Annotated in this window: 24 protein-coding genes and 1 pseudogene; all 25 read left to right on the forward strand. The window is 40.9% G+C overall.

Features of this window, described 5'->3' with window-relative positions; genetic code table 11:
* The first annotated feature begins 40 nt into the window (after window positions 1–40).
* Window positions 41–1,201, forward strand: coding sequence for a sensor histidine kinase (locus ACIFQM_RS10915; protein WP_430038602.1), 1,161 nt, complete (start codon window positions 41–43; stop codon window positions 1,199–1,201).
* Between the two features lie 4 nt (window positions 1,202–1,205).
* Entirely contained in the window at window positions 1,206–1,928 is a 723-nt protein-coding gene (locus ACIFQM_RS10920; protein ID WP_044648607.1) for a response regulator, read from the forward strand.
* Between the two features lie 92 nt (window positions 1,929–2,020).
* A complete protein-coding gene (locus tag ACIFQM_RS10925; protein ID WP_430039050.1) occupies window positions 2,021–2,458 on the forward strand; it encodes a hypothetical protein in 438 nt (145 codons plus the stop codon).
* A gap of 195 nt (window positions 2,459–2,653) precedes the next feature.
* Window positions 2,654–4,828 carry a DEAD/DEAH box helicase gene (locus ACIFQM_RS10930; protein ID WP_430038600.1) on the forward strand — a complete coding sequence of 725 codons (2,175 nt, stop codon included), beginning with the start codon at window positions 2,654–2,656 and terminating at the stop codon, window positions 4,826–4,828.
* Between the two features lie 350 nt (window positions 4,829–5,178).
* Window positions 5,179–5,742, forward strand: a complete 564-nt coding sequence (locus ACIFQM_RS10935; RefSeq protein WP_430038598.1) for a ComF family protein — start codon at window positions 5,179–5,181, stop codon at window positions 5,740–5,742.
* Between the two features lie 386 nt (window positions 5,743–6,128).
* Window positions 6,129–6,584, forward strand: coding sequence for a LysM peptidoglycan-binding domain-containing protein (locus tag ACIFQM_RS10940; protein WP_430038596.1), 456 nt, complete (start codon window positions 6,129–6,131; stop codon window positions 6,582–6,584).
* Between the two features lie 796 nt (window positions 6,585–7,380).
* Window positions 7,381–7,791, forward strand: coding sequence for a TIGR03826 family flagellar region protein (locus tag ACIFQM_RS10945; RefSeq protein WP_430048689.1), 411 nt, complete (start codon window positions 7,381–7,383; stop codon window positions 7,789–7,791).
* Between the two features lie 196 nt (window positions 7,792–7,987).
* On the forward strand, window positions 7,988–8,263 hold the full coding sequence (gene flgM / locus ACIFQM_RS10950) for a flagellar biosynthesis anti-sigma factor FlgM (protein WP_430048687.1): 276 nt from the start codon (window positions 7,988–7,990) through the stop codon (window positions 8,261–8,263).
* 9 nt (window positions 8,264–8,272) lie between these two features.
* On the forward strand, window positions 8,273–8,773 hold the full coding sequence (locus ACIFQM_RS10955) for a flagellar protein FlgN (RefSeq protein ID WP_430039048.1): 501 nt from the start codon (window positions 8,273–8,275) through the stop codon (window positions 8,771–8,773).
* Window positions 8,774–8,791: 18 nt separating this feature from the next.
* Window positions 8,792–10,363: a flagellar hook-associated protein FlgK gene (gene flgK, locus ACIFQM_RS10960; protein ID WP_430038592.1), complete on the forward strand. Its 1,572-nt coding sequence runs from the start codon at window positions 8,792–8,794 to the stop codon at window positions 10,361–10,363.
* A gap of 66 nt (window positions 10,364–10,429) precedes the next feature.
* On the forward strand, window positions 10,430–11,350 hold the full coding sequence (flgL, locus tag ACIFQM_RS10965) for a flagellar hook-associated protein FlgL (protein WP_430065446.1): 921 nt from the start codon (window positions 10,430–10,432) through the stop codon (window positions 11,348–11,350).
* Between the two features lie 17 nt (window positions 11,351–11,367).
* On the forward strand, window positions 11,368–11,937 hold the full coding sequence (locus tag ACIFQM_RS10970; protein WP_430038588.1) for a DUF6470 family protein: 570 nt from the start codon (window positions 11,368–11,370) through the stop codon (window positions 11,935–11,937).
* 95 nt (window positions 11,938–12,032) lie between these two features.
* Complete coding sequence (fliW, locus tag ACIFQM_RS10975; RefSeq protein ID WP_044648599.1) at window positions 12,033–12,485, forward strand: flagellar assembly protein FliW; 453 nt, start codon at window positions 12,033–12,035, stop codon at window positions 12,483–12,485.
* Between the two features lie 2 nt (window positions 12,486–12,487).
* Window positions 12,488–12,727, forward strand: coding sequence for a carbon storage regulator CsrA (csrA, locus tag ACIFQM_RS10980; protein ID WP_430038586.1), 240 nt, complete (start codon window positions 12,488–12,490; stop codon window positions 12,725–12,727).
* 151 nt (window positions 12,728–12,878) lie between these two features.
* Window positions 12,879–13,694 (forward strand): flagellin, encoded by an 816-nt coding sequence (locus ACIFQM_RS10985; protein WP_430038584.1) that lies wholly within the window; start codon window positions 12,879–12,881, stop codon window positions 13,692–13,694.
* 173 nt (window positions 13,695–13,867) lie between these two features.
* Window positions 13,868–15,757, forward strand: a complete 1,890-nt coding sequence (locus tag ACIFQM_RS10990) for a glycosyltransferase (RefSeq protein WP_430038583.1) — start codon at window positions 13,868–13,870, stop codon at window positions 15,755–15,757.
* 14 nt (window positions 15,758–15,771) lie between these two features.
* Window positions 15,772–16,782, forward strand: coding sequence for a Gfo/Idh/MocA family oxidoreductase (locus tag ACIFQM_RS10995; RefSeq protein ID WP_430038581.1), 1,011 nt, complete (start codon window positions 15,772–15,774; stop codon window positions 16,780–16,782).
* Entirely contained in the window at window positions 16,743–17,882 is a 1,140-nt protein-coding gene (locus ACIFQM_RS11000; protein ID WP_430038579.1) for a DegT/DnrJ/EryC1/StrS family aminotransferase, read from the forward strand. Before ACIFQM_RS10995 ends, ACIFQM_RS11000 begins: the two co-directional genes overlap by 40 nt.
* A gap of 30 nt (window positions 17,883–17,912) precedes the next feature.
* Window positions 17,913–18,920 (forward strand): hypothetical protein, encoded by a 1,008-nt coding sequence (locus ACIFQM_RS11005; protein ID WP_430038577.1) that lies wholly within the window; start codon window positions 17,913–17,915, stop codon window positions 18,918–18,920.
* A 122-nt stretch (window positions 18,921–19,042) separates the two neighbouring features.
* Window positions 19,043–20,458 (forward strand): hypothetical protein, encoded by a 1,416-nt coding sequence (locus ACIFQM_RS11010; protein ID WP_430038575.1) that lies wholly within the window; start codon window positions 19,043–19,045, stop codon window positions 20,456–20,458.
* Window positions 20,459–20,540: 82 nt separating this feature from the next.
* Window positions 20,541–20,939 carry a flagellar protein FlaG gene (locus ACIFQM_RS11015; protein ID WP_430038573.1) on the forward strand — a complete coding sequence of 133 codons (399 nt, stop codon included), beginning with the start codon at window positions 20,541–20,543 and terminating at the stop codon, window positions 20,937–20,939.
* Window positions 20,940–20,952: 13 nt separating this feature from the next.
* On the forward strand, window positions 20,953–22,452 hold the full coding sequence (gene fliD, locus ACIFQM_RS11020; RefSeq protein ID WP_430038571.1) for a flagellar filament capping protein FliD: 1,500 nt from the start codon (window positions 20,953–20,955) through the stop codon (window positions 22,450–22,452).
* A 21-nt stretch (window positions 22,453–22,473) separates the two neighbouring features.
* Complete coding sequence (fliS, locus tag ACIFQM_RS11025; RefSeq protein ID WP_430038569.1) at window positions 22,474–22,866, forward strand: flagellar export chaperone FliS; 393 nt, start codon at window positions 22,474–22,476, stop codon at window positions 22,864–22,866.
* Between the two features lies 1 nt (window position 22,867).
* Entirely contained in the window at window positions 22,868–23,209 is a 342-nt protein-coding gene (locus ACIFQM_RS11030; protein ID WP_430048681.1) for a hypothetical protein, read from the forward strand.
* A gap of 332 nt (window positions 23,210–23,541) precedes the next feature.
* Window positions 23,542–23,823: pseudogene (locus ACIFQM_RS11035) on the forward strand (transposase); the annotation flags it as partial.
* Between the last annotated feature and the right edge of the window lie 730 nt (window positions 23,824–24,553).

The raw sequence follows: 24,553 nt of genomic DNA on the forward strand, positions 1-24,553 counted from the left end.
TGATATATACTTGAATTGCTAGGATTGGAGTAGAACATTTGTGGACTTTCAAGCCGATATCATAGACCGAGTCATTAAGAATGCCATTCAGGTGATGGAGAACAGTAAATATCAGATGTTCGAAATTTTGGACACGGCCCGGACCGAACTGATCACATTAAATCAGGAACTCCAGAGCGTCCTGAAGGAAACGGCGGAAACGATTGAAAAGGTGGACCAGCTGGAAATGAACTATCGGCGGTCCCGTATTCGGCTGACTGAGGTCAGCCGTGACTTTGTCCGCTATTCGGAAGAGGATATCAAGCAGGCTTACGAGAAAGCAACACAGCTTCAGCTCGACGTGATGATTTTTCGCGAGAAGGAAATGTATCTCAAGGCCAGAAGAGATGATCTTCAAAAGCGGGCTAAAAGTGTGGATGCCTCTGTCGAGCGGGCCGAAACCATCGGTTCGCAGATGGGAGTCGTGCTGGAATACTTGTCGGGTGAGTTGGGACAAGTAACGCGGATCATCGAATCGGCCAAAAATCGGCAGTTTATTGGTCTGAAAATTATTTTAGCCCAGGAGGAGGAGCGCAAGCGGATATCCCGTGAAATTCACGATGGACCTGCACAGCTTCTTGCGCATCTAGTACTTAGGACGGAAATTGTGGAAAGAATGATCGCCAAGCAGGAATTTAAGATGGTTCAGGACGAAATAGTAGACTTGAAGAAACAGGTTCGCTCCAGTCTTGAGGAAATGCGAAAGGTTATTTTCAATCTGCGTCCTATGGCCTTGGATGACTTGGGACTTATTCCGACGCTCCGGAAATATGTGCAGGATTTTGAAGAGAAAACGAAGATTAGATCGCTTTTTGAAACAAGGGGCAAGGAACACCGTCTCTCTTCCGCGATGGAAGCAGCCATTTACCGTCTGATCCAAGAAGCTTTGACCAACGCTGCCAAGCATGCTTATCCTACCTATGTGCTTGTTGAGATTACTTATCAGGCGCAGCTTGTAAAAATCGTGGTGCAGGATAACGGTCTGGGCTTTAAGCCAGAGCTTTTTCAGCAGAAAAGCAAAGATCATGGGCATTTTGGTCTGATTGGTATGCGGGAAAGGGTTGAACTGCTCGAGGGGAGAATGGAGATCGAATCAGCTGAGAATCAAGGCACCAAGATAGTGATTCATATCCCAACCAACGTGGAAAAGGGAAAGGAGTAACAACATGGAAAATCAGGAAAATAGTAATGCACCCATTAAAGTACTCTTGGCGGACGATCATCAGTTGTTCCGTGAAGGGCTTAAACGTATTTTGAATATGGAGGACGACATTGAGGTCATCGGAGAATGTGGCGATGGTATTCAGGTATTGGAGTTCTGTAATGTAGAGAAGCCGGATATCGTTCTGATGGACATTAATATGCCTATTGAAAACGGTGTGGAGGCAACGGAAAAACTGCGTGAGATGTTCCCAGATGTCAAAGTGATCATTCTGTCTATTCATGATGATGAAAGCTATGTATTCGAGACGTTGCGCAAGGGAGCTAATGGTTACCTGTTAAAAGATATGGAAGCCGAGTCCCTCATTAACGCGATTCGCTCTGTACATGAAGGGTATGCGTTTATTCATCCGAAGGTAACGGGTAAACTCATTCAGCAGCTCCGTCGGATGACGTACCTGAATGAAACCGGGGCTATGGCTGAAGGTCATACCAAGGAAGCTGGCGTGAAGTTCGTTGCAGGTGAAAATAACCCGCTGACCCGTCGTGAGGCTGAAGTGCTGCGCTTAATGGCAGAAGGCAAGAGCAACAAGATGATCGGTGAATATTTATTCATTAGTGAAAAAACGGTCAAAAACCATGTCAGCAGTATTTTGCAAAAAATGGAGGTTGATGACCGGACACAAGCGGTTATTAACTCCATTAAATACGGATGGGTTACGCTGTAAGGTGCAGTCTTTGAACCCCAGTACATAACCGTGACACCTCTTCCTGCTATACGGCATATATTGTCGCTATAGGAGGAGGTGGAACCTTCGTGATGGCTCATTTGGTTTGGATATTGCTTATATATGGTCTGGGAGCCGCAGTCGTGCATCTTATGTATATACGACAGGCTGTTCAGGGCTATCGCAATGGCGATGAAGTGCGTGCGTTATCTACGGATCAGCGGCCGGCCCGTTATATTGTCATTACTTCTAATGACGGAGAACGTGTGGAGTGGGTGATGCGTTCATTGAGCATACTTGCCTGGTTACGTCGTAAGCCGCTGCATGTGACGGTACTGGATGATGAATCTGTGGACGATACGCTGCCAATCCTTACACGGATGATAGGTTACAGCCATATGGATGTTTCGGTCATTTCATATCGTTTTTCACCGGGAAACCCGGTTTTACCGAGGCCAGGTGGTGAAAAGCAGATTGTTATTGACCTCAGAACAGTCAACCCGTGGGTGGATGCTCCACTTGTTCGTTAATGACAAAGTATGGTGGACATTGCGGTCGAAACCGGATATAAATGTTTATAAGGAACTGCATATGCAAGATAAAAGGGATTTCGCTGAAATCCGAATGATGTGAAGTACACTTCAGGCTATGAGCCATGGAAGTGTGCTTTTTTTGTTGTATGGGTAGGAGGAAAAACAAACATTTTAGGAATGGGAGGGGGCCAAATGAGAATTGCGGTATATGTGGTCAATTATAGGGGGAAATGGGATATCCGCTTTTCCGTGGATATTCGAGTAGATATGACATGGTGGTTTAAAGGGAACAAGGGACAGGGGAATGCTGTCGAAAAATGGGTGGAGCTGGGGCGAGAGCTTCCGCTGCCTTGGGGTGTAAAGCTGTGTGAAGTGTTCAGGGGATCAACGGATATGAAGCGATGGACAAGGGAGCAATGGTGGCAATACGTTCTCGCACAGCTAAAGGACGAACTGAATTCAGAGTCTGGTGGCATAGAGCAACATTTAACCGGAGGGATCAATGCTATATGCATTTGGGATGGAGCGGAGGGCTGGATTCCTGATTTAGAAAGTGAATATAGGCGGGAGGGGCAACCGTTTCATCCAAGCAGCGTGATGTATGGGGGAGTGAGTGAGGAACGGAGAATAGCAGGAGTATCGTACCTCAGGCAGACAAGGCATTCCAACGGTGAAATTGAAAAACTGGATATGGAGCGTGTGGCACGACAAGCGGATGTGCTGGCTGATTTGCTGTCAGGACGCCAGTTGCTCGTTTCGGAAGCTGAAGCGCTCCTGGCTGAGGCGGCACCAGGTTTGGAGCATGTTTGGCGCTCAGCTGCGCAGCTCGCTTACCTGCAAGGCAGGCTTAGCTTTGCTGCTGGCCTTGCACCATACACGCACCGGTCCGCCGCGCGTGATCTCCGCTGTAATCGTTGCGGCCGCGGGGCGATGTACCGCACGGGCTGTGCATCGTGCGGACGCAAGGCGTGCGCCTACTGCGAGACGTGTCTCGCGCTGGGGCGCAGCCGTGAGTGCTCGCTGCTGCTGCGCGGTGCAGCGAAACCCGCCGTGCCGCGCACGGCGGACACAGCCCCGGCCGCGGAGCTTGACCGCTGGGGGCTGAGCCCTGCGCAACGCGCCGCCGCCGAAGCGGCGCTGCACTTTTTGGCCGCACCGCCCGGTGGGGTGCGGGGGCCAGCCCGCCCGCAAAGCCTCTGGCTCCGGGCGGGCGCTCTGCTGCGGCGTGGCATGGCTACGCGCCGGGGGCCAAGCCCTGCTGCGCCGCAGGGCAATGTTCTTGCCAACGACAGCAGCAGCAGGCATTCTTCGCCAACAACTGGCGAAGGCGTATGGCATATGCCTGGCGTCGTTGGTAAGGCCGATGTCGTGGCAGAGCGGTTTTTACTCTGGGCCGTGACTGGTGCTGGCAAGACGGAAATGATGTTTCCACTCCTGCAACATGTGCTGGAGCTTGGAGGAACGGCGCTTGTAGCGACACCGCGTCGGGATGTGGTACTGGAATTGGCGCCCCGTTTGGCAATCGCCTTTCCCCATGTAAGCATGGTGACGCTCTATGGAGGCAGTGATGAACGCTGGCAAAGGGGACAGCTGACACTTGCGACAACTCATCAGCTTCTGCGTTATCGTGAGGCCTTTGATCTGGTTGTCATTGATGAGATTGACGCGTTTCCTTATCACAATGATCCTATGCTCGCCTTTGCCGCACAGGCTGTATGTAAGCCGGAGGGCAAATTCATTTATTTGTCTGCTACTCCACCGATACTATTGCAAAAAGAGGCTGCACGCGGCCTATTACCGCACGCCAAGGTTCCCGTTCGTTTTCATCGCCATCCACTGCCTGTCCCATTCCGTTTGGAGACTACTCCGGTGAAGCAGTGGCTGCAAAAAGGGCGACTTCCTGCGTCTCTGATTCAACGCTTGTCCGCATCCATACATCGCGGCGCTCAGGTCTTCCTGTTTGTAACACGAATCTCACATATTCAATCTCTAGTAGAATTGTTGATCAAACGCCTGCCTCATATCCCCATTGCGGGCACCTCATCCCAGGATGAAGAACGAAGCGCTAAGGTACGTTCCTTTCGGGCAACTGAAATACGTGTACTAGTCACAACCACTATTTTGGAGCGCGGTGTGACGGTTCCACGGAGTGATGTGTATGTACTGGATGCGGATAGCAGTCTTTTTGATGAAGCTTCTCTGGTACAAATGGCTGGTCGAGCAGGAAGGTCGAAGGATGACCCGCATGGAAGCGTCGTTTTCACATCTCCCCAATGGACTCGCGGCCAAAAGAGGGCGATTAGACAAATTAAGCGCATGAATACACTAGCGCGAAAAAAGGGCTATCTACTGGAGGTGAAACATTAAATGCGCAAAATAAAAAAAAGTTTTTTTGGAAATGTGAAACCTGATGCAATGTTGACACGTAAACTACCAAGAGAGGTGCATTTTGTATGAAAATGATGCGCAGAACTCAACTTTTTTTGAATTGGTTACTTCAGCGTCAGTCGGAAACATGTATCGCTTGTGGAATCCACGCTGGGAGTTTTTCCAAGTTTCCCGGGATGTGTACTTCTTGTTCGTCTCAAATTCCCTGGATTCACAACATTCGATGTGTTCATTGTGGACGCTCGACATTTTGTCCTGATTGTGTAAGGTCTGACCGTACAGTACGCTACTATGTGTGTAATCGGAGTGCGACTAGCTATACGCCTATCATGAGAGAATGGATTGGGCAGTTTAAGTATCGCGGAAATGAAAAGTACGGTCCTCCGCTCGGCGAGATGATGCATCGGGCTTATCAGGCTATGAGGCATGAGTTTACTGGTAAGGAATGTTTTCGTTTCAATCAGTCTTTGCGGAACGTGAATTTGGTGACATGTGTTCCAGTAAGCGAGACACGACTGACAGAGCGAGGCTTCAATCAGGCTCAAATTTTGGCAGAGGAGCTTGCCAAGCGGAATAAGCTACCCTTTTTACCTTTACTTGCTCGTCCGCAAGATACTGGGAAGCAAAGCTTCAAAACAAAAAAAGAACGCACAGATACGATGTATAATGCGTTCTCTGTTGTGCCAGGTATGATGGAGTTAATTAAGCATTTTGTTTTTAATGCTGAGTTTCAACGCAAAATGGAGAATCATAAAAATGTTACTGTTTTGCTGGTGGACGATATTTATACAACTGGAAGCACTTTACAAGCGTGTGCGCGTGTTTTAGGGGAAAAGGCATCCGAAGAGGGTATACATATGACCATTTTTTGCCTGACTTTGGCAAGGTCATAAGCCTGAATTTCAGTCCCCCTTTACGAGAGTTTTGGTTTGGAGCCAGGGAAAAAAGTTCATACTGTTCCGAGAAAGGCTCAAATGCTAGAGCGGGAAAGCCTTTTAAACCGCATAATAAGCAAGATTTGACAACGAGATAGAGAGAGGTATATAATAAAAATATAGACACACACAAAAAGTAAGGAAGTGAGGGATGAAAACAGAATATTTCAATTTAGAGGTTGATTTATTTGGAAAATAGGAGTACAATTTCTATCTGTTGATAGCTAACATGGTTTGGTAATAAATGATTAGCTAACGACAACAGAGCGGACATTGGGAGTGTCTCGCTCAGTAGTAAAGCAGTTAATTAAAATTTGGCTTAAAAAAGAGGAGAGAAAAAAATCATGAAAAACGTAATGAAAAAAGTAGCAGTAACTAGCATGTTGGCAGTTAGTTTAGGTGCAGTATCTCTGTTGAGTCCACTTGCTACAGGTCAAGTATCCGCAAAGTCTAACTCGGATTACAATAAGGATCAGACAGAACTACAACTGATTATTGAACAACAAGAAGCGGCACAGAAAGCACTGGAAGCCAGACTCTTTGGAACAGAAAATGCTACGACTACAACACCGGCTCAACCAGCTACCGAGAACAATAATCAAACAACAACTACAACACCAGCTACTACAACTGTAACACCGGCTACTGTAAATACAATCACAGTAAGTGTTCAAGATGGCGATACGCTGACTTCCATTGCTGAAAAATACGGTGTAACTGTTGAAGAACTGCTTAAAACCAACAACTTGATTAAAGTAGGCCAAGAACTGCAAATTCCACAAACAAACACTAATAAATAATTCGTTATAAAAATGTTTTTATTAAACCAAGTGTTTGACTACAGTATACGGGAAGGCCTCTATTAAAACAATGCTTTTTTGAATAATTATTTGTGAAATAGCATGTTTTTTTGGACTGCAAATTTTCAATGGTGCGTCTACACTATCTTTAGATAGATTTTAAGCTGGGATGATGTTAGTCGCATTGATATAATGAATACCCACACTCCATGTGCGGAGCATTCGTATGGGCGCCGTTCCCCCGGATTTGTAGCAGTTATTTGGTGGCATTCGGGGCACAGGTGAACATGAATTCTTCTGAGGATTGTTTCGCCCGGTTTTTCCCTCATCTTGATTCGTATCTACATCCAATTATAATCATATACAGCTATTTAAATTATTGTGAAGCGCTATTCCCGAAATAACCGGAATGGCGCTTATTTTATTTTAATCTAAAAACCTGAGCGTTGTATGACGATAAATAGACACATGCATTAGATTGATCTGGGGGAAATCATGTGTCTCCTTAGGTTACATGCGATTTGCATATCATGTTATAGATGAATTGAAGATTTGATATTAGGTTGTGGCCCCTTTAGCTGGTGTGGGATTTAAATGCTTAGATTTTTCGTTGTACTACCTAATACAGAGTACGTTAAGCATTTTGTACCTTTATAAGGATATCGTACAAAATGTGCAATTGTGTAAAATCTATCACTCTTTTTAGAAAATATTCGCTAGACGAGGCTCTTGGATATAAGGTAATGTAAGGATACACCAATACAAGACCGGAAACAGGAAAGGGGCGCTGCAGAGGATGAACTTGGATAACTGTCCTCGCTGTGGAAAGCTGTTTATTATGAATGTTAGGGGAATCTGCCCAAACTGTATGAAAGAAATTGAGCTTGAATACGAGCAATGCGTCAAATATATACGTGAAAATAAGGGCTGTCATATGCATGAGCTTTCAGAGGCTACCGGGATATCTGTTAAGCAAGTTACGACCTTTATACGTGAGGGACGTATTTCCATTGCTAATGCGCCTAATATGACGTATCCTTGCGAGGTATGTGGGACACCGATACGGGAAGGGCATATGTGCGATTCTTGTCGAACACGCTTGACCAAAGACCTGCATCAGGCCGCCAGCGAAAGCAACAAGCAGGATCAGAGTAATGGTATGGGTTCAGGTACCTACAGTGCGATTGATAAACTTCGCGGAAAGTAGTACAAGGGAATTAAAAACGAATTCAGCTATTCAAAAAGTTTCAAATACCGCCGATAATCTTTATAGAGCTTATCGGTTTTTTTATTTTTAGCAAACATGCACAAAATAAAGAAGTGAGACATAATACGAACCATGTTCGACGCTATGTCGTCTGATACATTCTGACCATTTCAAATAAATAAGGAAGGTGGAAGTTATGAAAATTAACGAGACCAACCGCATCGGAGCCATTAACCCGTATCAACGAAATATTGAAGCAGGACGCCAGGAGGAACAAAAGAAATCCCGTCGCAAGGACGAGGTATCGATTTCCCCGGAAGCGATGGAAATGCTAAACCGCAGCAGTGACGCAGACCGCGTTAAAAAGATTCAGGAGCTTAAGCAGCAAGTAGCTTCTGGAACCTACCATGTGGATGCTGACAAAATTGCAGAGAAGCTGTTGCCTTACTTCAAGCAGTCTTCCGAAAGCTAGGTGAAGGATATGCCTTTAGAGCGCCTGATTGATGTGTTAAAGGAACTTGAACAAAAGCATCTTATTCTTTTGGATCTGGCGCGTATCAAGAAAGAAATTGTCATGGCTAATGATATGGACAGATTGGTTCAGCATTTGAGCCAAGAGTCCAGGCTCCTTAAACAGGTTGAGCAGTTGGAGGAAGCTCGTATGGAGGTTTCGTATGAGCTTCTTCGTGAACGTGGTATTAAGTCCCAGCTTAATTTAACTATAACCGAGCTGGCGCGCCTTGTCTTTGATCCTGAAGATAAGAAGAAACTCCTCAGTGTCCAAAGCCGCTTATCCCAAACTCTTGCAGGATTAAAGGAAATTAATGAAATTAATCAAAAGCTCATTGAGCAATCGTTGGTGTTTATTGATTACTCGTTAGATTTGCTTGTAGGTCGTCCTAATCAGGAGATGACTTACATGCATCCGGATCAGAAGAGCAATCAAGTCGCACGACCTGGATTGTTCGACACGAAGGCTTGAGCCAAGGGGGAAAATAGAGTGCCATCCACATTTCATTCCATAGAAACAGCTAAAAGAAGCCTTTTTACACAAACGGCAGCTTTAAATACAACAGGACACAACATAGCTAATGCCAACACAGAAGGCTATACACGGCAAACGGTTAAGATGAGAGCTTCTATACCGATGGAGGCTTATGGTATTAACCGTTCTAACGTGCCTGGTCAGTTGGGAACAGGTGTTGAATTTGATGCTATTGAACGCATTCGTGAGAAGTTCTTGGACAGTCAGTATCGCGGAGAAAATACTGAGCTGGGCAGTTGGACGATTCGAAGTAATACGCTTGATAAGCTACAACAGATTATGAATGAGCCGTCCGACACAGGGATTCGAAAAGTTTTGGATAACTTTTATAAATCTTGGTCTGATTTGAGCAAAGACCCGGAGAGCGTAACCGCTCGTACCATTGTTAAGGAGAATGCTCTTGCCCTGACTGACGCGATGAACCATATGAGCAAGCAGCTAAGTAATTTGTCTGCGGATTTAACCTCGAATGTGGAGGCTAAGTCTAGTGAGCTACAAAGCTATGTAAACTCCATTGCGGACCTGAACCAATCAATTACTAAAATTGAAGGCTTGGGGGATAACGCTAACGATCTTCGTGACCAGCGTGATTTGATCGTCGATAAAATTTCAAAAATCGTTAATGTAACGGTGACTGATACCGATCAAGGCTACAATGTAAATATGGGAGGCCAAGCTTTAGTAGCTGGATTTACACCTACAACTGGTATTAACGGTGCTTATTTACAAGCAGCTTTTGGCTCCAATGATCTGCAAGGTGGCGAAGTCCACGGTATGATTATTTCCAGAGATCAGTTTGTAGCAGATTACACAGCTCAGATGGATAACCTAGCCAATACTCTAGCGAATGGTAATGTGTCAGTGACGCTTCCCAAGGGCTCTGTGCTACCGGAAGGAACTGTACTGAACGGAGTCACTTATACGGGTACCACTCGAACGCTTCAATCGGATTTGACAGTTACCGTAAAAGGACTTAATGGCCTGCATCAGCTTGGCTACACTCAGGAGAGCAAGGATGCAAACGGTAATATGGTCGCAGGCAAGCCTTTTTTTGTGACATCTGGAACTGGTGGCGGTACGATCACAGCGGGGAATATTACGTTGAATACCGTTATAGTTGATAATCCTAATGCCATTGCAGCTTCTCTTCGTGTAACAGGTACTGCCCCTACCGAGGAATTGGTTAAAGGGAATAATACGTTGGCTTCTCTGATGGCCAACTTGAAACTTAATAATTTCACTTCAGTTTCAACTGGAAATACAGCTACAATAGATAGCTTTTTTAGCTCTATGGTAGGCCAACTGGGTATCGAAGCTCAGGAAGCTACCAGACAAACACAAAACGCTACAGCACTTGTATCTCAAGTGGAAACCATGCGTCAATCAGTAAGTGGTGTTTCTCTGGACGAAGAGATGTCTAATATGATTAAGTTTCAGCATGCTTATAGTGCGGCTGCGAGGTTTATGACGACCTTTGATCAATTGTTGGATAAGTTGATTAATTCAACAGGTGTGGTTGGTAGATAAGAAGGGAAATTAAGTATCTAAGATTTTTATAAGACATTGGATATTTAATTACGGAGGGATATGATTATGCGAGTTACTAACAATATGCTTAGCTCACAGCTTTTGCTGAATTTGAATCGCAATTCCGAGCGTATGAGCAATACTCAAAACCAGATGTCTACCGGACGAAAGCTGAACAAGCCCTCGGATGATCCTGTAGGTATTACTTATTCTTTGAGGTACCGATCCGAGTTATCTTCCAACGAACAGTACCAACGGAATGTAGACAGCGCAGTATCATGGCTTGATTTCAATGATACGGTGATGGATCAGGCAGGACAAATTATGCAGAGAGTACGGGAACTGACGGTCCAGGCTTCTACTGGCACCAATCCGCAGTCTGCGTTGGACAGCATTAACAAGGAAATTGGTCAGCTCAAAGAACAGATGATTGATGTTGTGAACAGCCAATTGAACGGTAAATATATATTCAATGGCCAAACCTATGACAAAAAACCTTACGACCTTCCCTTAAACGCAGATAATACGCATGATACATCTGCAGCAGCCTCTATACTGACGGATACGGGGAATGTTAATTTTATAGTAGGTGAGAATGTTGCCTTGCCCATTAATGTTACCGGTAATGAAGTTGTAGGAACAAGCACAGATACGGATAATTTATTTACGATTTTTAATCAGTTATCCGCTGCCTTGGCAAGTGGTGATATTAAAGCAAGTGGAGATCAATTGGATAATATTGACACACGAGTTGATAAAATGCTGAAGGTTCGTTCTGAAATGGGAGCTAAATCGAATCGTGTTGAGCTCATGCAAAGCCGTTTGAGCGATCTCGAAGTGAACTTAACAGATTTACAGTCGAAAACGGAAGATGCAGATTATGCAGAGCTATTAATGAATTCCAAGATTCAAGAGAATATATATAATGCTTCTTTGTCAGCGGGAGCAAAAATAATATCCCCATCATTAATGGATTTCTTAAGATAGGCTAAGGAGGGGGATAGATGGCCATTATTCCGATGCTTCAGATCAGGCAGACTCCTGCTATCCTGCATATAGATGCGGACCCAGGACAGTTCTCTATAAGGCAGCCTTCCGCTGATATGGAATTAACGACACGACGTGCTCAACTGGAAATCCACCAGTACAAGCCAGAGCTTACTATAGATCAGAGCGCTGCCTTCTCCGCCTATAACGGGGGGAATTACCTTGAAATGAATAATCGAATTTACTCAGGAATACCGCAAATATTTTTGCAGGCCCTGGCACATAGAGTAGAACAAGGTAATCGAATGGCGGCGATTCACATCCCGGGGAATACAGTGGCTAATGTTTTTGGGGAGGATACAGAAACGCACGTCCTTCCTGAATTCAGGGGCGCTGCATCCATGGATAATGTAGATATCCATGTTGAAACACGTGCACCTGATATTACATATACGCCTGCTGTATCGGAAATGCATGTCACCGTTAATCGTCCCGAGATTGAGTATACTCCGGGGAAGCTGGATATATATATGCAGCAATATGCTTCAGTATCCTATATCCCGCCGGAAATTGATGTAACGATGTAAAATAAGCTAAGGTTATAGAGGAGTTGTTCAGCCGTCTATAGCCTTTTTTTCGTAAAAAAATGTATATATCCTGATTAAATATTGGAGGAATATTTGTGATTATATCTACATCCATTTGGGGTGACATTGAAGTTAATGAAAAAGAAGTATATCGTTTTGAAAAAGGAATTCCGGGGTTTGAGGAGACGATTGAATTTGTGTTGCTTGATCAAAACGAGGCACCCTTTTACTATCTCCAGTCCCTTCAGCAGAAAGAACTATCTTTTGTCTTAGTGGACCCTTTTATTTTTTATCCTGAATACGAGTTCGAACTGCCGGATAGTGAAACGGAAGAACTGGAGATTGGATCTAATTTAGTCGTTCGCAGCATACTAACATTACATGAGCAGGTAGAAAACTCAACGATCAATCTATTGGCACCATTGGTATTCAATCCAGATAATAGGCAGGCCAAGCAGGTTATTTTGCACCAGACCACATATCAAACGAAGCATCCATTGCAGCCCACCAAGGAAGACGAAACCATCCGTTCAAAGGAAGGTGAATAATCATGCTGGTACTTTCGCGTAAGAAAGGTGAATCCATCATCATACAGGATCATATTGAGGTTACCGTGCTCGGAGTAGAAGGGGATACCGTCCGTATAGGGATTTCAGCGCCCAAGCAGATGGATATCTTCCGTAAGGAGATCTACTTGTCCATTCAAGAGTCCAATCGTGAATCCGCAGCCCATACACAGTCGAATTTGGATGCTTTGCGAAGCTTGATAAAAAAAAATAACGAAAAATAAAAAAAATCCTAAAATGCTATTAAAAGATCGGCGAGATTGTCGATATATATAGTACAAGCTATTGCGGAGGGGCGGCCGACTTCAACGGATAGCTGTAAAACCAATAAACCACATGGATGTGGGACATTTACCTTCAGGGAGGAAATTTAAAATGATTATTAACCACAATATCGCTGCAATGAACACTCACCGTCAATTGAACACAAACACTGCTAACACAAACAAGGCAATCGAAAAACTGTCTTCCGGTCTTCGTATTAACCGTGCTGGCGACGATGCTGCTGGTTTAGCAATTTCCGAAAAAATGCGTGGTCAAATCCGCGGTTTGGACATGGCTTCCAAAAATGCTCAAGATGGCATTTCTTTGATCCAAACAGCTGAAGGTGCATTGAACGAAACACACAGCATTTTGCAACGTGTTCGTGAATTGTCTGTACAATCCGCGAATGATACTAACACTGATGCTGACCGTAAAGAACTCCAAAAAGAAGTAGCTGAATTGACAAAAGAAGTAAACCGTATTTCCACAGATACTGAATTCAACACTAAGAAATTGTTGGATGGAGCTGGTGTTAGTAGCGCAGTGTTCCATATCGGTGCTAATAAGGATCAAGCAATCACATTGTCAATTGGAAACATGGGTGCTGCATCTTTAGCAATTGATGCTGTTGATATTTCCACTCAAACAGGTGCGAATGCGGCGATTGCATCCTTGGACACAGCTATTGCTTCAGTATCTTCTGAGCGTGCTAAATTGGGTGCAAACCAAAACCGTTTGGAACACACAATCAACAACCTGGGAACCACTTCCGAGAACCTGTCTGCTGCTGAATCCCGTGTTCGTGACGTAGACATGGCTAAAGAAATGATGAACCAAACGAAAAACAATATTCTTGCTCAAGCTTCTCAAGCTATGTTGGCACAAGCAAACCAACAACCGCAAGCAGTTCTTCAATTGCTTCGTTAAGTTTAATAGAACAATTAAACAAGGATATAATTTCTTTAGACTATCGAGAACCTTCATCTTTTTTAGATGAGGGTTTTTCTTTTTTTTATACCTTCTAAACTAATTACTCATCTAAATATGACCGATATAAGGAGTAACGATAACTATTCTTTAGTGAGAGGAAATTCTGATATATGTATAAAACAATTGCATTATGTATGATTGTAAAAAATGAGGAACAGTATTTAAGAAGATGCCTAGATAGTGTGAAGGACAAAGTGGATCAGATCATAATCGTGGATACAGGTTCGACCGATGCGACGGTGGGTATAGCGAAAGAATATACAAATGAAGTTTATAACTTTAAATGGGTTAATGACTTTTCTGCTGCGAGAAATGAAGCGATTAAATATGCGACATCAGATTATATTTTGATTCTGGATGCAGATGAATATTTGGATGAGAGCTCAGACCTAAAAGCGGATGTAAGTTCAGAATGTGATTACTATTTCCTAAAAGTTCATAACTTTCTTTCTCAGGGTCAAAAAATAGAGCATACTTCTATACGAATTTTCGCTAATTTTAGGGGATTATTTTTTCGAAATCGGCTGCATGAGCATTTAAATAATTTAGACGAGGATAAAAAGGCATATACAAGCGATTTTGGAAAATCGTATCTCTTTCATACAGGATACACAGATGAAATGATGCAAGACAGAGATAAACAAAAAAGAAATTTACCTTTAATGCTACAGGAAGTAAAGGAAAATCCCAATGCTTATAATTTGTTTAATATGGGCAGAACCTATAAGTGGGTTGGGGAGTATGAAAAGGCTATACAAAATTTTAAAAAGGCGTATCCATTAAGTACTAATTTAATTATTGTGTCCGATCTTTTGACCAATTTAAGCCACTGCCTAGTTTCTTTAAAAAGAGAGTTTGAGGCTTTACAGATACTTAATGATGCTACTGCTCTATATCCCAATGAAACAGATTTACGTCACACGCAAGCGCTTGTGTTCTCGGAGGTCCATTACTATAAAGATGCTATAGCAACACTAGAAACATGTTTACAACTCGGAGATCAAGGAATAACAATAACTGAGGGCAATGGGGGATTCATGGCATATTATAGATTGGCAGAATTGCATGAGAAAAATTATCGTCTTTCGCTAAGCTATGAGCATATCATTGAATGCGTTCGAATAAAAAAAGACTTTTTGGCTGGAATTGCAAAGTATTTTGAGATTGTGACCATGGCCAGTATCCCACTGACTGATGTTTATCAGAATTTTAATCAGATATATCGTATCTCAGCCATTAAAGAACTTAAGGTTTTACTTGAAGTGCTTTATGCATTACGGCATCCTATACTGAAGAGATATCTCAGTGACTATAAAATTAATCCCGAAGATAATGTCCTGGTGATAGCAACTCAGTACGATAAGCAATATGACAAAGCGAAATCAATGTGGTTAGGAATGGAAAATATTGATGCAGCGAATGGTGAAGATATTTTGCTACTTGCACTAATTCTCAAGGATTCTGAGCTTTTCGAATTATCCAGATCTTATTTGAATTTAAGTGTAAAAGAAGCAAAGGTACTTCGAAGCATTATTATGAATCAGGAAATAGATGCACTGAAGTTTACAACATACTTGGAAAATACACTAGAAAGATTAGCTGGTCACTTGTTGGTACTTCAAGAGTATGAAATTTTTCAATGTATTTTAGAGTATATTGGGTTGGGTTCTTTAGAACTTAAATATAATACTTTAGAAAAAATGATCAGGTATGGTTTTAATGAAGTAGCTATTGACCTTTTAGTGAAATTATTCGAGGCTAATCCTACTGATGTGAAAATAATAAGATTATTGGGAGATGCTTGTTTGAATTCTGGTTATCTGGAAGATGCACAGCTTCTTTATACGAAATTATTGGATCTTTCCCCTGAATATAGCTCTTATGAAAGAAGCTATCGTTTGTACAAACAATTAGAAGATAAGGAAATGATGAAGAATATTGTTGATAGTATCAAAAATAAATTTCCACTTTGTTTGTGGGTTCATGAAATAGCTAACTAAGGAAGGTGAGGGAAATGAAAGTTAGAGTTGCTGTCATTGGTACAGGTAATATGGGTCTTCATCATATACGGAATTTATACCATAATCCTAATGTGGATTTAGTTGGCGTGGTAGATATTGATGAAGAACGAATAAAGCAGGCGCAAAAATTGTTTAGTGTGGAAGGGTTTAAAGATTACAGAGAACTTCTAGGGAAAGTTGATGCAGTAAGTATAGTAACACCAACAAGTACGCATTATGAGATTACTAAGTTTTTTCTCGAAAATCATATAAATGTTCTTTTGGAAAAGCCCATTACTCAAGAGATTCGCGATGCTGAGATGCTTATTGAAATATCAGAGAAAACGGGAAGTCGACTGGCTATTGGGCATATTGAGCGTTTTAATCCTGTCATGACAGAATTGAAGCAGCTACTTAATGATAAAAAGCCAGTTTATATAGATATTCATCGGGAGAGCCCTTTTGATCCTCGAATCTTTGATACAGATGTGATATCTGATCTCATGATTCATGACATTGACTTAATATATTTTTTGCTCAATGAACCTGTACAGGTTATATCTGCCCAGGGCGTATGTGTTCATTCTGATAGGAATGATTTAGTAAATGCACAACTTATAAGTCGAAGTGGTGTTCTTATTAGCATAACTACAAGTCGCGCTACTGAGCAAAAAATAAGGTCATGGAGAATCATTATGCCTGAGAAGTTAATTGAGGCAGATCTTTTAGAGCGTAAGCTCTATCTAACCCGTAGAACATCAGTAGGAGTGGACTTATTCCAAACAGGCTTTGATCATAAATATACACAGGAGCAGATTACTGCGAAAGTCTTAGTTGCTAATCATGAGCCGTTGCATATGGAAATAAATGATTTTATTAAGTCTATACAAACTGGGGTTGCCCCCCAAACTGGTGGAACTGAAGGTCTCCAAGCCTTGAAAATAGTAAAAGAAATTCAAAAAGCGACAACAGAGGTTTCGAAATCGTGGGAATTACAAGAACAGGAGCTGAATATAACGATATGAGACATATTTCCATAGCAAAGCCGTCGGTTGGAACAGAAGAAATTGAAGCTGTAACTCGAGTTTTGGAAAGTGGGCAGTTAGCTCAGGGAGAGACGGTTTACCAATTTGAGAGAGAGTTTTCAGAGCATTTTGGCTATACAGGATCAGCAGCGGTTGCCAATGGTACTGCAGCTTTGCACGTTGCCCTATTGGCTGCAGGCGTAAAGCTAGGGGATAAGGTTCTAACAACTCCATTCACCTTTGTAGCAACTAGTAATGCTATATTATATTGCAATGCAGTCCCTGTTTTTGTAGATGTAGACGAGGCCAGTTTTAATATATCACCGGAAGCTATACGTAAGGCAGCCAAAGATTTTCCTGAGGCAAGATATCTTCTGCTTGTTCATTTGTTTGGACAATCTTGCGAAATGGACAAAATAACTGAAATAGCTAAAGAATTTAATTTAACTATTATTGAAGATTGTGCTCAAGCCCATGGTGCAACCTATAAATCAAAGCCAGTAGGGACATTTGGATGTGGCGGCACGTTTAGCTTTTATCCTACCAAGAACATGTCTACTGGGGAAGGGGGAATGATTGTTTCTCAGGATACGCAGTTCTTGGATACTAGTAAATTGCTGATCAATCATGGTTCAAAACAAAGATATGTACATGAAGTACTTGGCTATAATTATAGAATGACTAATATTGCGGCAGCTATCGGTATTGAGCAACTCAAAAAAATTGATCAAATGAATAATGCTCGCAGAAAAAATGCGGAATATTATTTCTCCAATATGCACAACAATCTGGTTACGTTACCATTTGTTCATGAGTATTCACATCATGTGTTTCATCAATTCACAATAACGACTACTTATAGAGATCAACTCGTAAGCTATTTAACTGAAAAAGGAATTGGGACGGGCATTCATTATCAATTACCAGTCCATAAGCAATTGCACATAAAAGAGTACTTGGCATCTGTTAAACAAAAGCAGTATTCATGTCCTACAGCAGATAAACTATCAGAGCAGGTTCTGTCTATTCCTGTGAATCCTGCACTGTCTATGGAAGACCTTGAGTATGTGGTTCAGACAATTAATGACTTTTCTGTATAACTGAAATTTAGTATGGTAGGGTGATCTTAAATGGAAATTGAATTACGTATGGACCCCATATTGTTATCTTCTATAGCGGAACAATTTAATTGCAAAGTTTTAGGGGACGATATTCTTATCTCGAAATTTGGTAATTTATCCAGTAGGACAAATATGCCTCAAATGCAGCTAAGCTATACTAATTCAGAAGTGTATGCAGAACAATTTAATAAATCTAATATTGGAGCCTGCATTGTTCATAGCTCCTTTGTAAAGTTGAAATCATGCAGTTCAGCAAAAAGTTACTTAGTAACTGATGAAAATCCTGAGCAGTTGTTCTATCGTATTTTCATGTATTTTGTTCATGAAAATACATTTCAAGTTGTAGAAGAACGAAGAGGAGCTAATATTTTTTTAGCGAAGACAGCGGTGATTGGAGAATCAGTCTCTATTGGGAATGATTGTGTAATAATGGATAACGTGGTCATCATGCCTAACACTGTTTTGGGTGATCGGGTCGTTATAAAACCCAATACAGTTATAGGTGGAAATGGATTTCAAGTGAAAGATATAGGTGGAAAGAGGAAAGTTATTCCGCATGTGGGTGGTGTCTATATCTCTGATGATGTTGAAATTGGATCATGTGTGACGATCGATAAAGGTCTATTTGGAGAGTTCACAACAATTGGTAGTGAAGCAAAAATAGATAATCATGTATATATAGCGCATTCTACTTGTATTGGTAAGAGAACGATGATTGCTGGGGGAGTAGTGGTAGCAGGAGGGGTATCCATAGGTTCAAATGTATGGTTGGGTATACAGGTTTCAGTAAACCAACTTTTGACTATTGCGGATTATAGCTATGCAGGAGCTCATGCAGCTATAGTGAGGTCAGTGAGAGCTCATCAGAAGATAGTTGGTGTTCCAGCAAGAGCAATCGGATGGTTATGTACTTGTGGAAATGATTTATATCCAGCAAAAGAACCTTCAGTCTGGATTTGTCCCCAGTGTGAAAGTCACTATATGTTAAATGATAGTGGGAATATGGATAAACAATAGAACCTGCAAGTTAAAGAATAGGATAAGTCTTAAGGAGATGAAGGACTATTACTACAAAAAATGGAATAGATATAATCGATTACTATAGCGATATTGAGAAGCTAAATGTACTTAGAAATGAAATGGTTGGACTGAGTAGTGATGAAGAAATATTTAGTTGTATTAACATCCTGGTTGAATTCATTATTGGAAGCCAAAAATATTTAATGTACCAAGAGTTCGAACAACTAACGGAGAGGGTCACTACATTTATTGAGTATTGTAATGGTGAGTATACACGAGAAGAAATGATTTCACTCTATCAAGGAGTTATATTTAAATGCAGTGAGTTTTATCAAGTTCTAAAAAATGAACATCAAATCAATGTTTATTTTTTAGGACAAGATAATCAAAATATTATAAGCAAATGTTTCCATGAAGAAAATACAGTATTCAAAGGGTTTTTCTCAAATGATAAAAGTTCATTACTTCTTTTAAAGGGAATGGTTGAGAAACCAGAGGCCAAATATCATGTTTTGATTCAAAATGTGGATGATGTAAGTGAAGAATTAGCTGGTTTGCTAACTAGTTTTAATGAAGTCATTAGCTATAAAAAATTGGTTCAGGAATTGATTGGTAATTTTGTGAATCAGAAATATTATAGTAATTATGACTACTACTATTTATCCAAAAATATTAAGGAAAATACTGACTCAGAAATTTTAGCAGCAGGATCGTCTTATTCAATGTTTGGGCTTAGTGAACGCAGTTTTGATAAAAGTGTTTTGAATTTGTCTCTTGCTTCTCAGGATCTTTACTACAGTCGTAAAATCGTGAAAGAGGCCTTGAAGTATAGTCGAAATATTAAATACTGTATTATAGGTATGTCCTACTACAGTTTTCACTATGATCTATCCAGAAGTAAAAAAGAAGCTGTGAATAGGATTAACAAGGTCTATTATCCTATTTTTAAGGATTCCCACCATTTCGAAGTAAAAGAGAGTGTTACCTCATCTGAGATGAATTTTGATAATAATTTAAGCTTTTTATATCATATTATATTCAATAAAATTAAATTAGACCAAACTATTATTGATGCAGTAATTGTACACGATTCATACTTTAATAATAATATTAACAGAGAATTGTTCAGCTTACTCGGAAATATTAGATTGGAGGACATGGATCTGTCGCAAAAGGTAGCAGTAGGTCAACAAAGAGCAGAACAACATAATCAATTATTAGTCCATAATGAAACTGTAAAAGAGAATACTAATGTTTTGAAAAATCTTATCAATTATTTAAACGAAGAAAGGATAACTCCTGTCGTTGTGGCGTTCCCTGCGACGGAATATTACCAAAACTTTTTTGATCCCGAATTTAAAGCTGTTTTCTATGAAGTTATGAATAGTCTGGCTAATACGCACATATTTAAGTTAGTCGATTTATTTGATTCAGATGACTTTGTTGAGTCTGACTTTTTAGATATGGACCACCTTAATGAAAAGGGTGCTATTAAGGTTACCAATATGCTGAACATAGTATTAGATAGCCTTTAATATACTATTATAGTTTTATATTCTTCACAATATACTCTGAACAACCGATAAAATAATAAACAGGCCATCGGAGGTTAGAATAATGAATCTGCAATTTTCGGTTTCAACGAATCAGATGAATGGACAGGCGAATGGTGTGTCTCAAATTAGTGAAGGTTCCACTGCTGGAAACAAAACAACTGAATTATTAGTAACTGCCATTAAAAGTGGATCAGCTTTAACTAAATTGGAGCAGCAAGGGGTTGCTGTTCCTCTTGGAGAAGAGCAGCTTATTCGTGCTATAGACCGCGCAGTCAAGGCTCTGCAGGGTCCTACTACAACCTTGGAAATGAGTGTGCACGAAAAGACCCATCAGATCTTGGTTAAGGTTCTGAACAAAGATACAGGTGAACTGATTCGAGAAATCCCACCTGAAAAGACTTTGGATTTAGTGGCAAAGATGATGGAAATTGCAGGAATTCTCATAGATGAAAAAGTATAAGGGGGCAAATTAGATGCGTATAAATGGCTTCTCCGGAATGGATATAGATAGTATGGTTACATCCATGATGACAGCGAAAAGGGTACCACTAAACAAGCTAAATCAGCAGAAACAGACATTGGAGTGGACACGTGATAGCTATCGTGAATTAAACACTAAAATTGTTCAATTTAGAGACAAACTATCCAGCATGAGTAAGTCAGAGACAATGAATACTCAGAAATCGACGTTAACTGGTAATACAACGGCTATTAAAGCGGAAGCTAATGCTGATGCTAGCTCTACACCTATGTCTGTAGTCGTTAACAAGTTAGCAACAAAGTCCAATATGCAAACCTCTACAGGCTTACGTACTGCTGGAAGTAGTACAGCAGATGCTACTAAAAATACAACATTGGAGCAAATTGCAGGTGGTAGTGCATCAGATACTTATGAGTTAAATATAAATGACAAAACAATCACTTTTCTAAAAACCGATACAATATCTGCAGTGATGGGCCGTATCAATTCGGAAGGGGCGAACGTAACAGCGACCTTCGATGAAATCAGCGGCAAGTTCTCCATTACAGCTAAAGAATATGGGGATAGCAATAATATTAAATTAACAGGTGCCGATAAGCAGGCTAAAAGCAGTACGCTCATGGATTTATTCCAAATTAGTTCTACAGATGTAAAGGCGGCTGAAAAAGGAGAAGTTATAGTAACGAATACTGCGGATTCGAGTTCTAAAACTTATAATCCTGATAAGAACTCCCTTGTCGTTAATGGAGTGTCGCTGACTCTGTTAGAGACCACGGGAACCACTGGACCTGCCAAAATAACAACCCAATCAGATCCAACAAAAGCTATGGAGACCATTAAATCTTTTGTGGATACTTATAATGACCTATTAAGTACATTTAATACGAAACTAAGTGAACAAAAGTACCGTAATTTCCTTCCATTGACAGCCGATCAGAGGAAAGACATGAAAGAAGATGAAATTAAGCAGTGGGAAGAAAAGGCCAAAAGTGGTCTCCTCAAAAATGATTCTATTTTGAGTTCTGCTGTGTCTTCTATGCGCATGATTATTTCCAGTAAGTTAGGTGATTTGAGTTCAGTTGGTATTACTACAGGTCAGTACTACGAAAATGGTAAACTACAGATTAATGAAGAAAAGCTGAAGGCTGCTTTAACGACAAATCCGGAAAAGGTTTTGAGTATATTCCAAGGTTCGTCTGCTGATGTAAACAGTAAGCCGATCTATAGCGAACTAAGAAGTAAGCTTGATACTACGTTGGACATGTTTGTAAAAAAAGCAGGTACATCGAAATTTGATACGAATGGCAGTATGACCTTTAAAACAGAAAGTGTAATGGGAGATCAATTAAAAGGCTATAATCGCCGTATTACAGATCTAACAAGCAGGCTTAAAGATGCTGAGACTCGTTATTACAAGCAGTTCTCAGCCATGGAATCGGCTATGAGTAAGTATCAATCGCAGTCGTCCAGTTTGACAGGTCTTTTAAAATAGTAAAGAAAAGGGTGATCAGTTTTGATTTCATCTCCTAATGAAAAATATAAACAGTCTTCGGTGCAAACCTCGACCCCGGCTCAATTAGTGGTTATGTTATACGATGGTGCCATTCGCTTTGTGAAGGCGGGGATCGATGGAATTACGTCGAACGATATTCCAAAAGCAAACATCAATCTAGGCAAAGCGCAGACGATTATCAGTGAGTTAATGTCTACGTTGAATCATTCTTATGATATCTCCAAAAATTTGTATGCTCTCTATGAATATATGAACTATCTACTGATTCAAACAAACATCAAGAAAAAGGTTGAATCGGGTGAAGAGGTTTTGGGTTACTTGCAAGAGTTGCGTGAAACTTGGGTTACAATTAGCAAGCAGACAGCAGGTATGTCGTTGTCTGCTGAGCAATAAGATGAAGTTGAGTGAAGCGCTAAATCAATTGGAAGAAGTAACTCAACAATTCATAAATCGACTAAATGAGACAAGTTATGAAGAAGTTGAGCAATTTGTCGAATTGCGTCAAATGAAGGTGGATAAGCTCCTAAGTCATTTGCATAATCAGTCCTTAACTCCAGAACAAAAACAAAAGTTAGAAAGCATCTTAAACCATGACGAATTAATTGGTCAGCGTATGCAATTTCTAAAAAATGAAGCGAAGGATTGGCTTGTTCAACGTAATATGGCCAAAGCGCAACGTAATGCCTATGAGTCCTCATATACTCCTGATAGCATCTTAATGGACAAACGAAAATAATTTTGGAAAAGCCCTCTTGCACAAGAACTTTTAACGTGTGAAAGAGGGCTTTTTTATAATATCTAGTACCTTGACCAATTCTGATTTAATTTTTAAACTCTCCCTATAAGAAAAATTTGGGAGGGGATCACATGAACAAAAAATACGAGATTCAACTTCAAGCAGAGGAACACAAATGGATTGAACAACTCCTTCACAGCGATTCCACATCTAAAGGCATTCGAAATCGTTGTCTCGTACTTCTTTTGGCAGACGAAAGCCAGGGAGAGATTCCCACTCACACAGAAATCGCGAGGCGTGCAGGAGTCAGCCAAGTCACGGTACACAACTCGTCCTTGTATGAAACCTTTGAGCCTGAGCGCGCTTTGGCTTTAGCGAAACGCTTGGAAATTCATTACACGCCTAAACATGGTAGTTGGCTGAACATCGCTGAGATTGAACTCAGTGCACTGACGATTCAGTGCCTGAACCGTCGAATCGCCTCCATTCACGAATTGCAAGGCGAGGTATCGGCTTGGGAACGAGAACGCAATCAAACGAAGAAATCGGTTGAATGGCAGTTTACTACCGAGCAGGCTAGAGGTAAATTAAAACATCTCTATCCTCAAATTTGATTTGGTCAAGGTACTAGAATGTATTCGATACTAAAAGCCCGATTTTTAGCGAGCTCTTAAAAAGGCATCTCACAGTAAGAAAGATGCTCTAAACATTCTATTAAACTATCTTAAAATATATTTCTGCGATATCATTGGAATTTCCATACACAACACCAATAAAACCAACATTCTCATTAGGCAATAACCGCCACGGATATTTTAACGCCGTGAATAGACCAGTGCTACTGATTGAGAAAAAAGGCCCACCTTCAGAAAAGGCAAAGAGGATATACTTCTAATTACGCCCATGGGGCAATTAATAATTTTATCCAACTTTTGCAATAATGGTATAAGTCGGCATTTTAGCTGACGCTCCTTTTGCATTAGCGAAAATTGGTGTGGGTGATCCAGCAGCACTAACAACTCATGTATTTAAGGATAAAAGCAAAATAAGAAAAAAAGTTAATTAGGATCTTTTAATCCAATAGTATTCTTTTTTTGAAAATTATAATATATCCAATTGAGTTGTACAATAATTTTGTTCTGTCTTAAATAACAATCTACTATGATAAAAAATATAAATCACCTACAACATAGCTTCCTGTTTCATGGATAGGATTACGGTTTAATAATCATTAATTGGTGATTCTTTAAGTCTCTTTCCGATAGATCAATCAATAAAGTTATTGACTATTTTTCCATTGTATTATATATGGACACGCCTGTCGAATAACCAAAAAATAGTAGA

The organism is Paenibacillus sp. NRS-1782, from assembly GCF_050467685.1.
In the GTDB taxonomy this organism is placed as follows: domain Bacteria; phylum Bacillota; class Bacilli; order Paenibacillales; family Paenibacillaceae; genus Paenibacillus; species Paenibacillus terrae_A.

Bases quoted from the DNA above. Each gene is read 5' to 3' on its own strand.
- ACIFQM_RS10995 (WP_430038581.1), top strand. From the start codon at position 15,772: ATGAAAGTTAGAGTTGCTGTCATTGGTACAGGTAATATGGGTCTTCAT.
- ACIFQM_RS11015 (WP_430038573.1), top strand. From the start codon at position 20,541: ATGAATCTGCAATTTTCGGTTTCAACGAATCAGATGAATGGACAGGCG.
- ACIFQM_RS10935 (WP_430038598.1), top strand. From the start codon at position 5,179: ATGAGAGAATGGATTGGGCAGTTTAAGTATCGCGGAAATGAAAAGTAC.
- ACIFQM_RS10985 (WP_430038584.1), top strand. From the start codon at position 12,879: ATGATTATTAACCACAATATCGCTGCAATGAACACTCACCGTCAATTG.
- ACIFQM_RS10990 (WP_430038583.1), top strand. From the start codon at position 13,868: ATGTATAAAACAATTGCATTATGTATGATTGTAAAAAATGAGGAACAG.
- ACIFQM_RS11010 (WP_430038575.1), top strand. From the start codon at position 19,043: ATGGTTGGACTGAGTAGTGATGAAGAAATATTTAGTTGTATTAACATC.
- ACIFQM_RS10955 (WP_430039048.1), top strand. From the start codon at position 8,273: ATGCCTTTAGAGCGCCTGATTGATGTGTTAAAGGAACTTGAACAAAAG.
- fliD (WP_430038571.1), top strand. From the start codon at position 20,953: ATGCGTATAAATGGCTTCTCCGGAATGGATATAGATAGTATGGTTACA.
- ACIFQM_RS10925 (WP_430039050.1), top strand. From the start codon at position 2,021: ATGGCTCATTTGGTTTGGATATTGCTTATATATGGTCTGGGAGCCGCA.
- ACIFQM_RS11005 (WP_430038577.1), top strand. From the start codon at position 17,913: ATGGAAATTGAATTACGTATGGACCCCATATTGTTATCTTCTATAGCG.
- ACIFQM_RS10930 (WP_430038600.1), top strand. From the start codon at position 2,654: ATGAGAATTGCGGTATATGTGGTCAATTATAGGGGGAAATGGGATATC.
- ACIFQM_RS11030 (WP_430048681.1), top strand. From the start codon at position 22,868: ATGAAGTTGAGTGAAGCGCTAAATCAATTGGAAGAAGTAACTCAACAA.
- flgM (WP_430048687.1), top strand. From the start codon at position 7,988: ATGAAAATTAACGAGACCAACCGCATCGGAGCCATTAACCCGTATCAA.
- ACIFQM_RS10945 (WP_430048689.1), top strand. From the start codon at position 7,381: ATGAACTTGGATAACTGTCCTCGCTGTGGAAAGCTGTTTATTATGAAT.
- ACIFQM_RS10970 (WP_430038588.1), top strand. From the start codon at position 11,368: ATGGCCATTATTCCGATGCTTCAGATCAGGCAGACTCCTGCTATCCTG.
- ACIFQM_RS10940 (WP_430038596.1), top strand. From the start codon at position 6,129: ATGAAAAACGTAATGAAAAAAGTAGCAGTAACTAGCATGTTGGCAGTT.
- csrA (WP_430038586.1), top strand. From the start codon at position 12,488: ATGCTGGTACTTTCGCGTAAGAAAGGTGAATCCATCATCATACAGGAT.
- flgL (WP_430065446.1), top strand. From the start codon at position 10,430: ATGCGAGTTACTAACAATATGCTTAGCTCACAGCTTTTGCTGAATTTG.
- ACIFQM_RS10920 (WP_044648607.1), top strand. From the start codon at position 1,206: ATGGAAAATCAGGAAAATAGTAATGCACCCATTAAAGTACTCTTGGCG.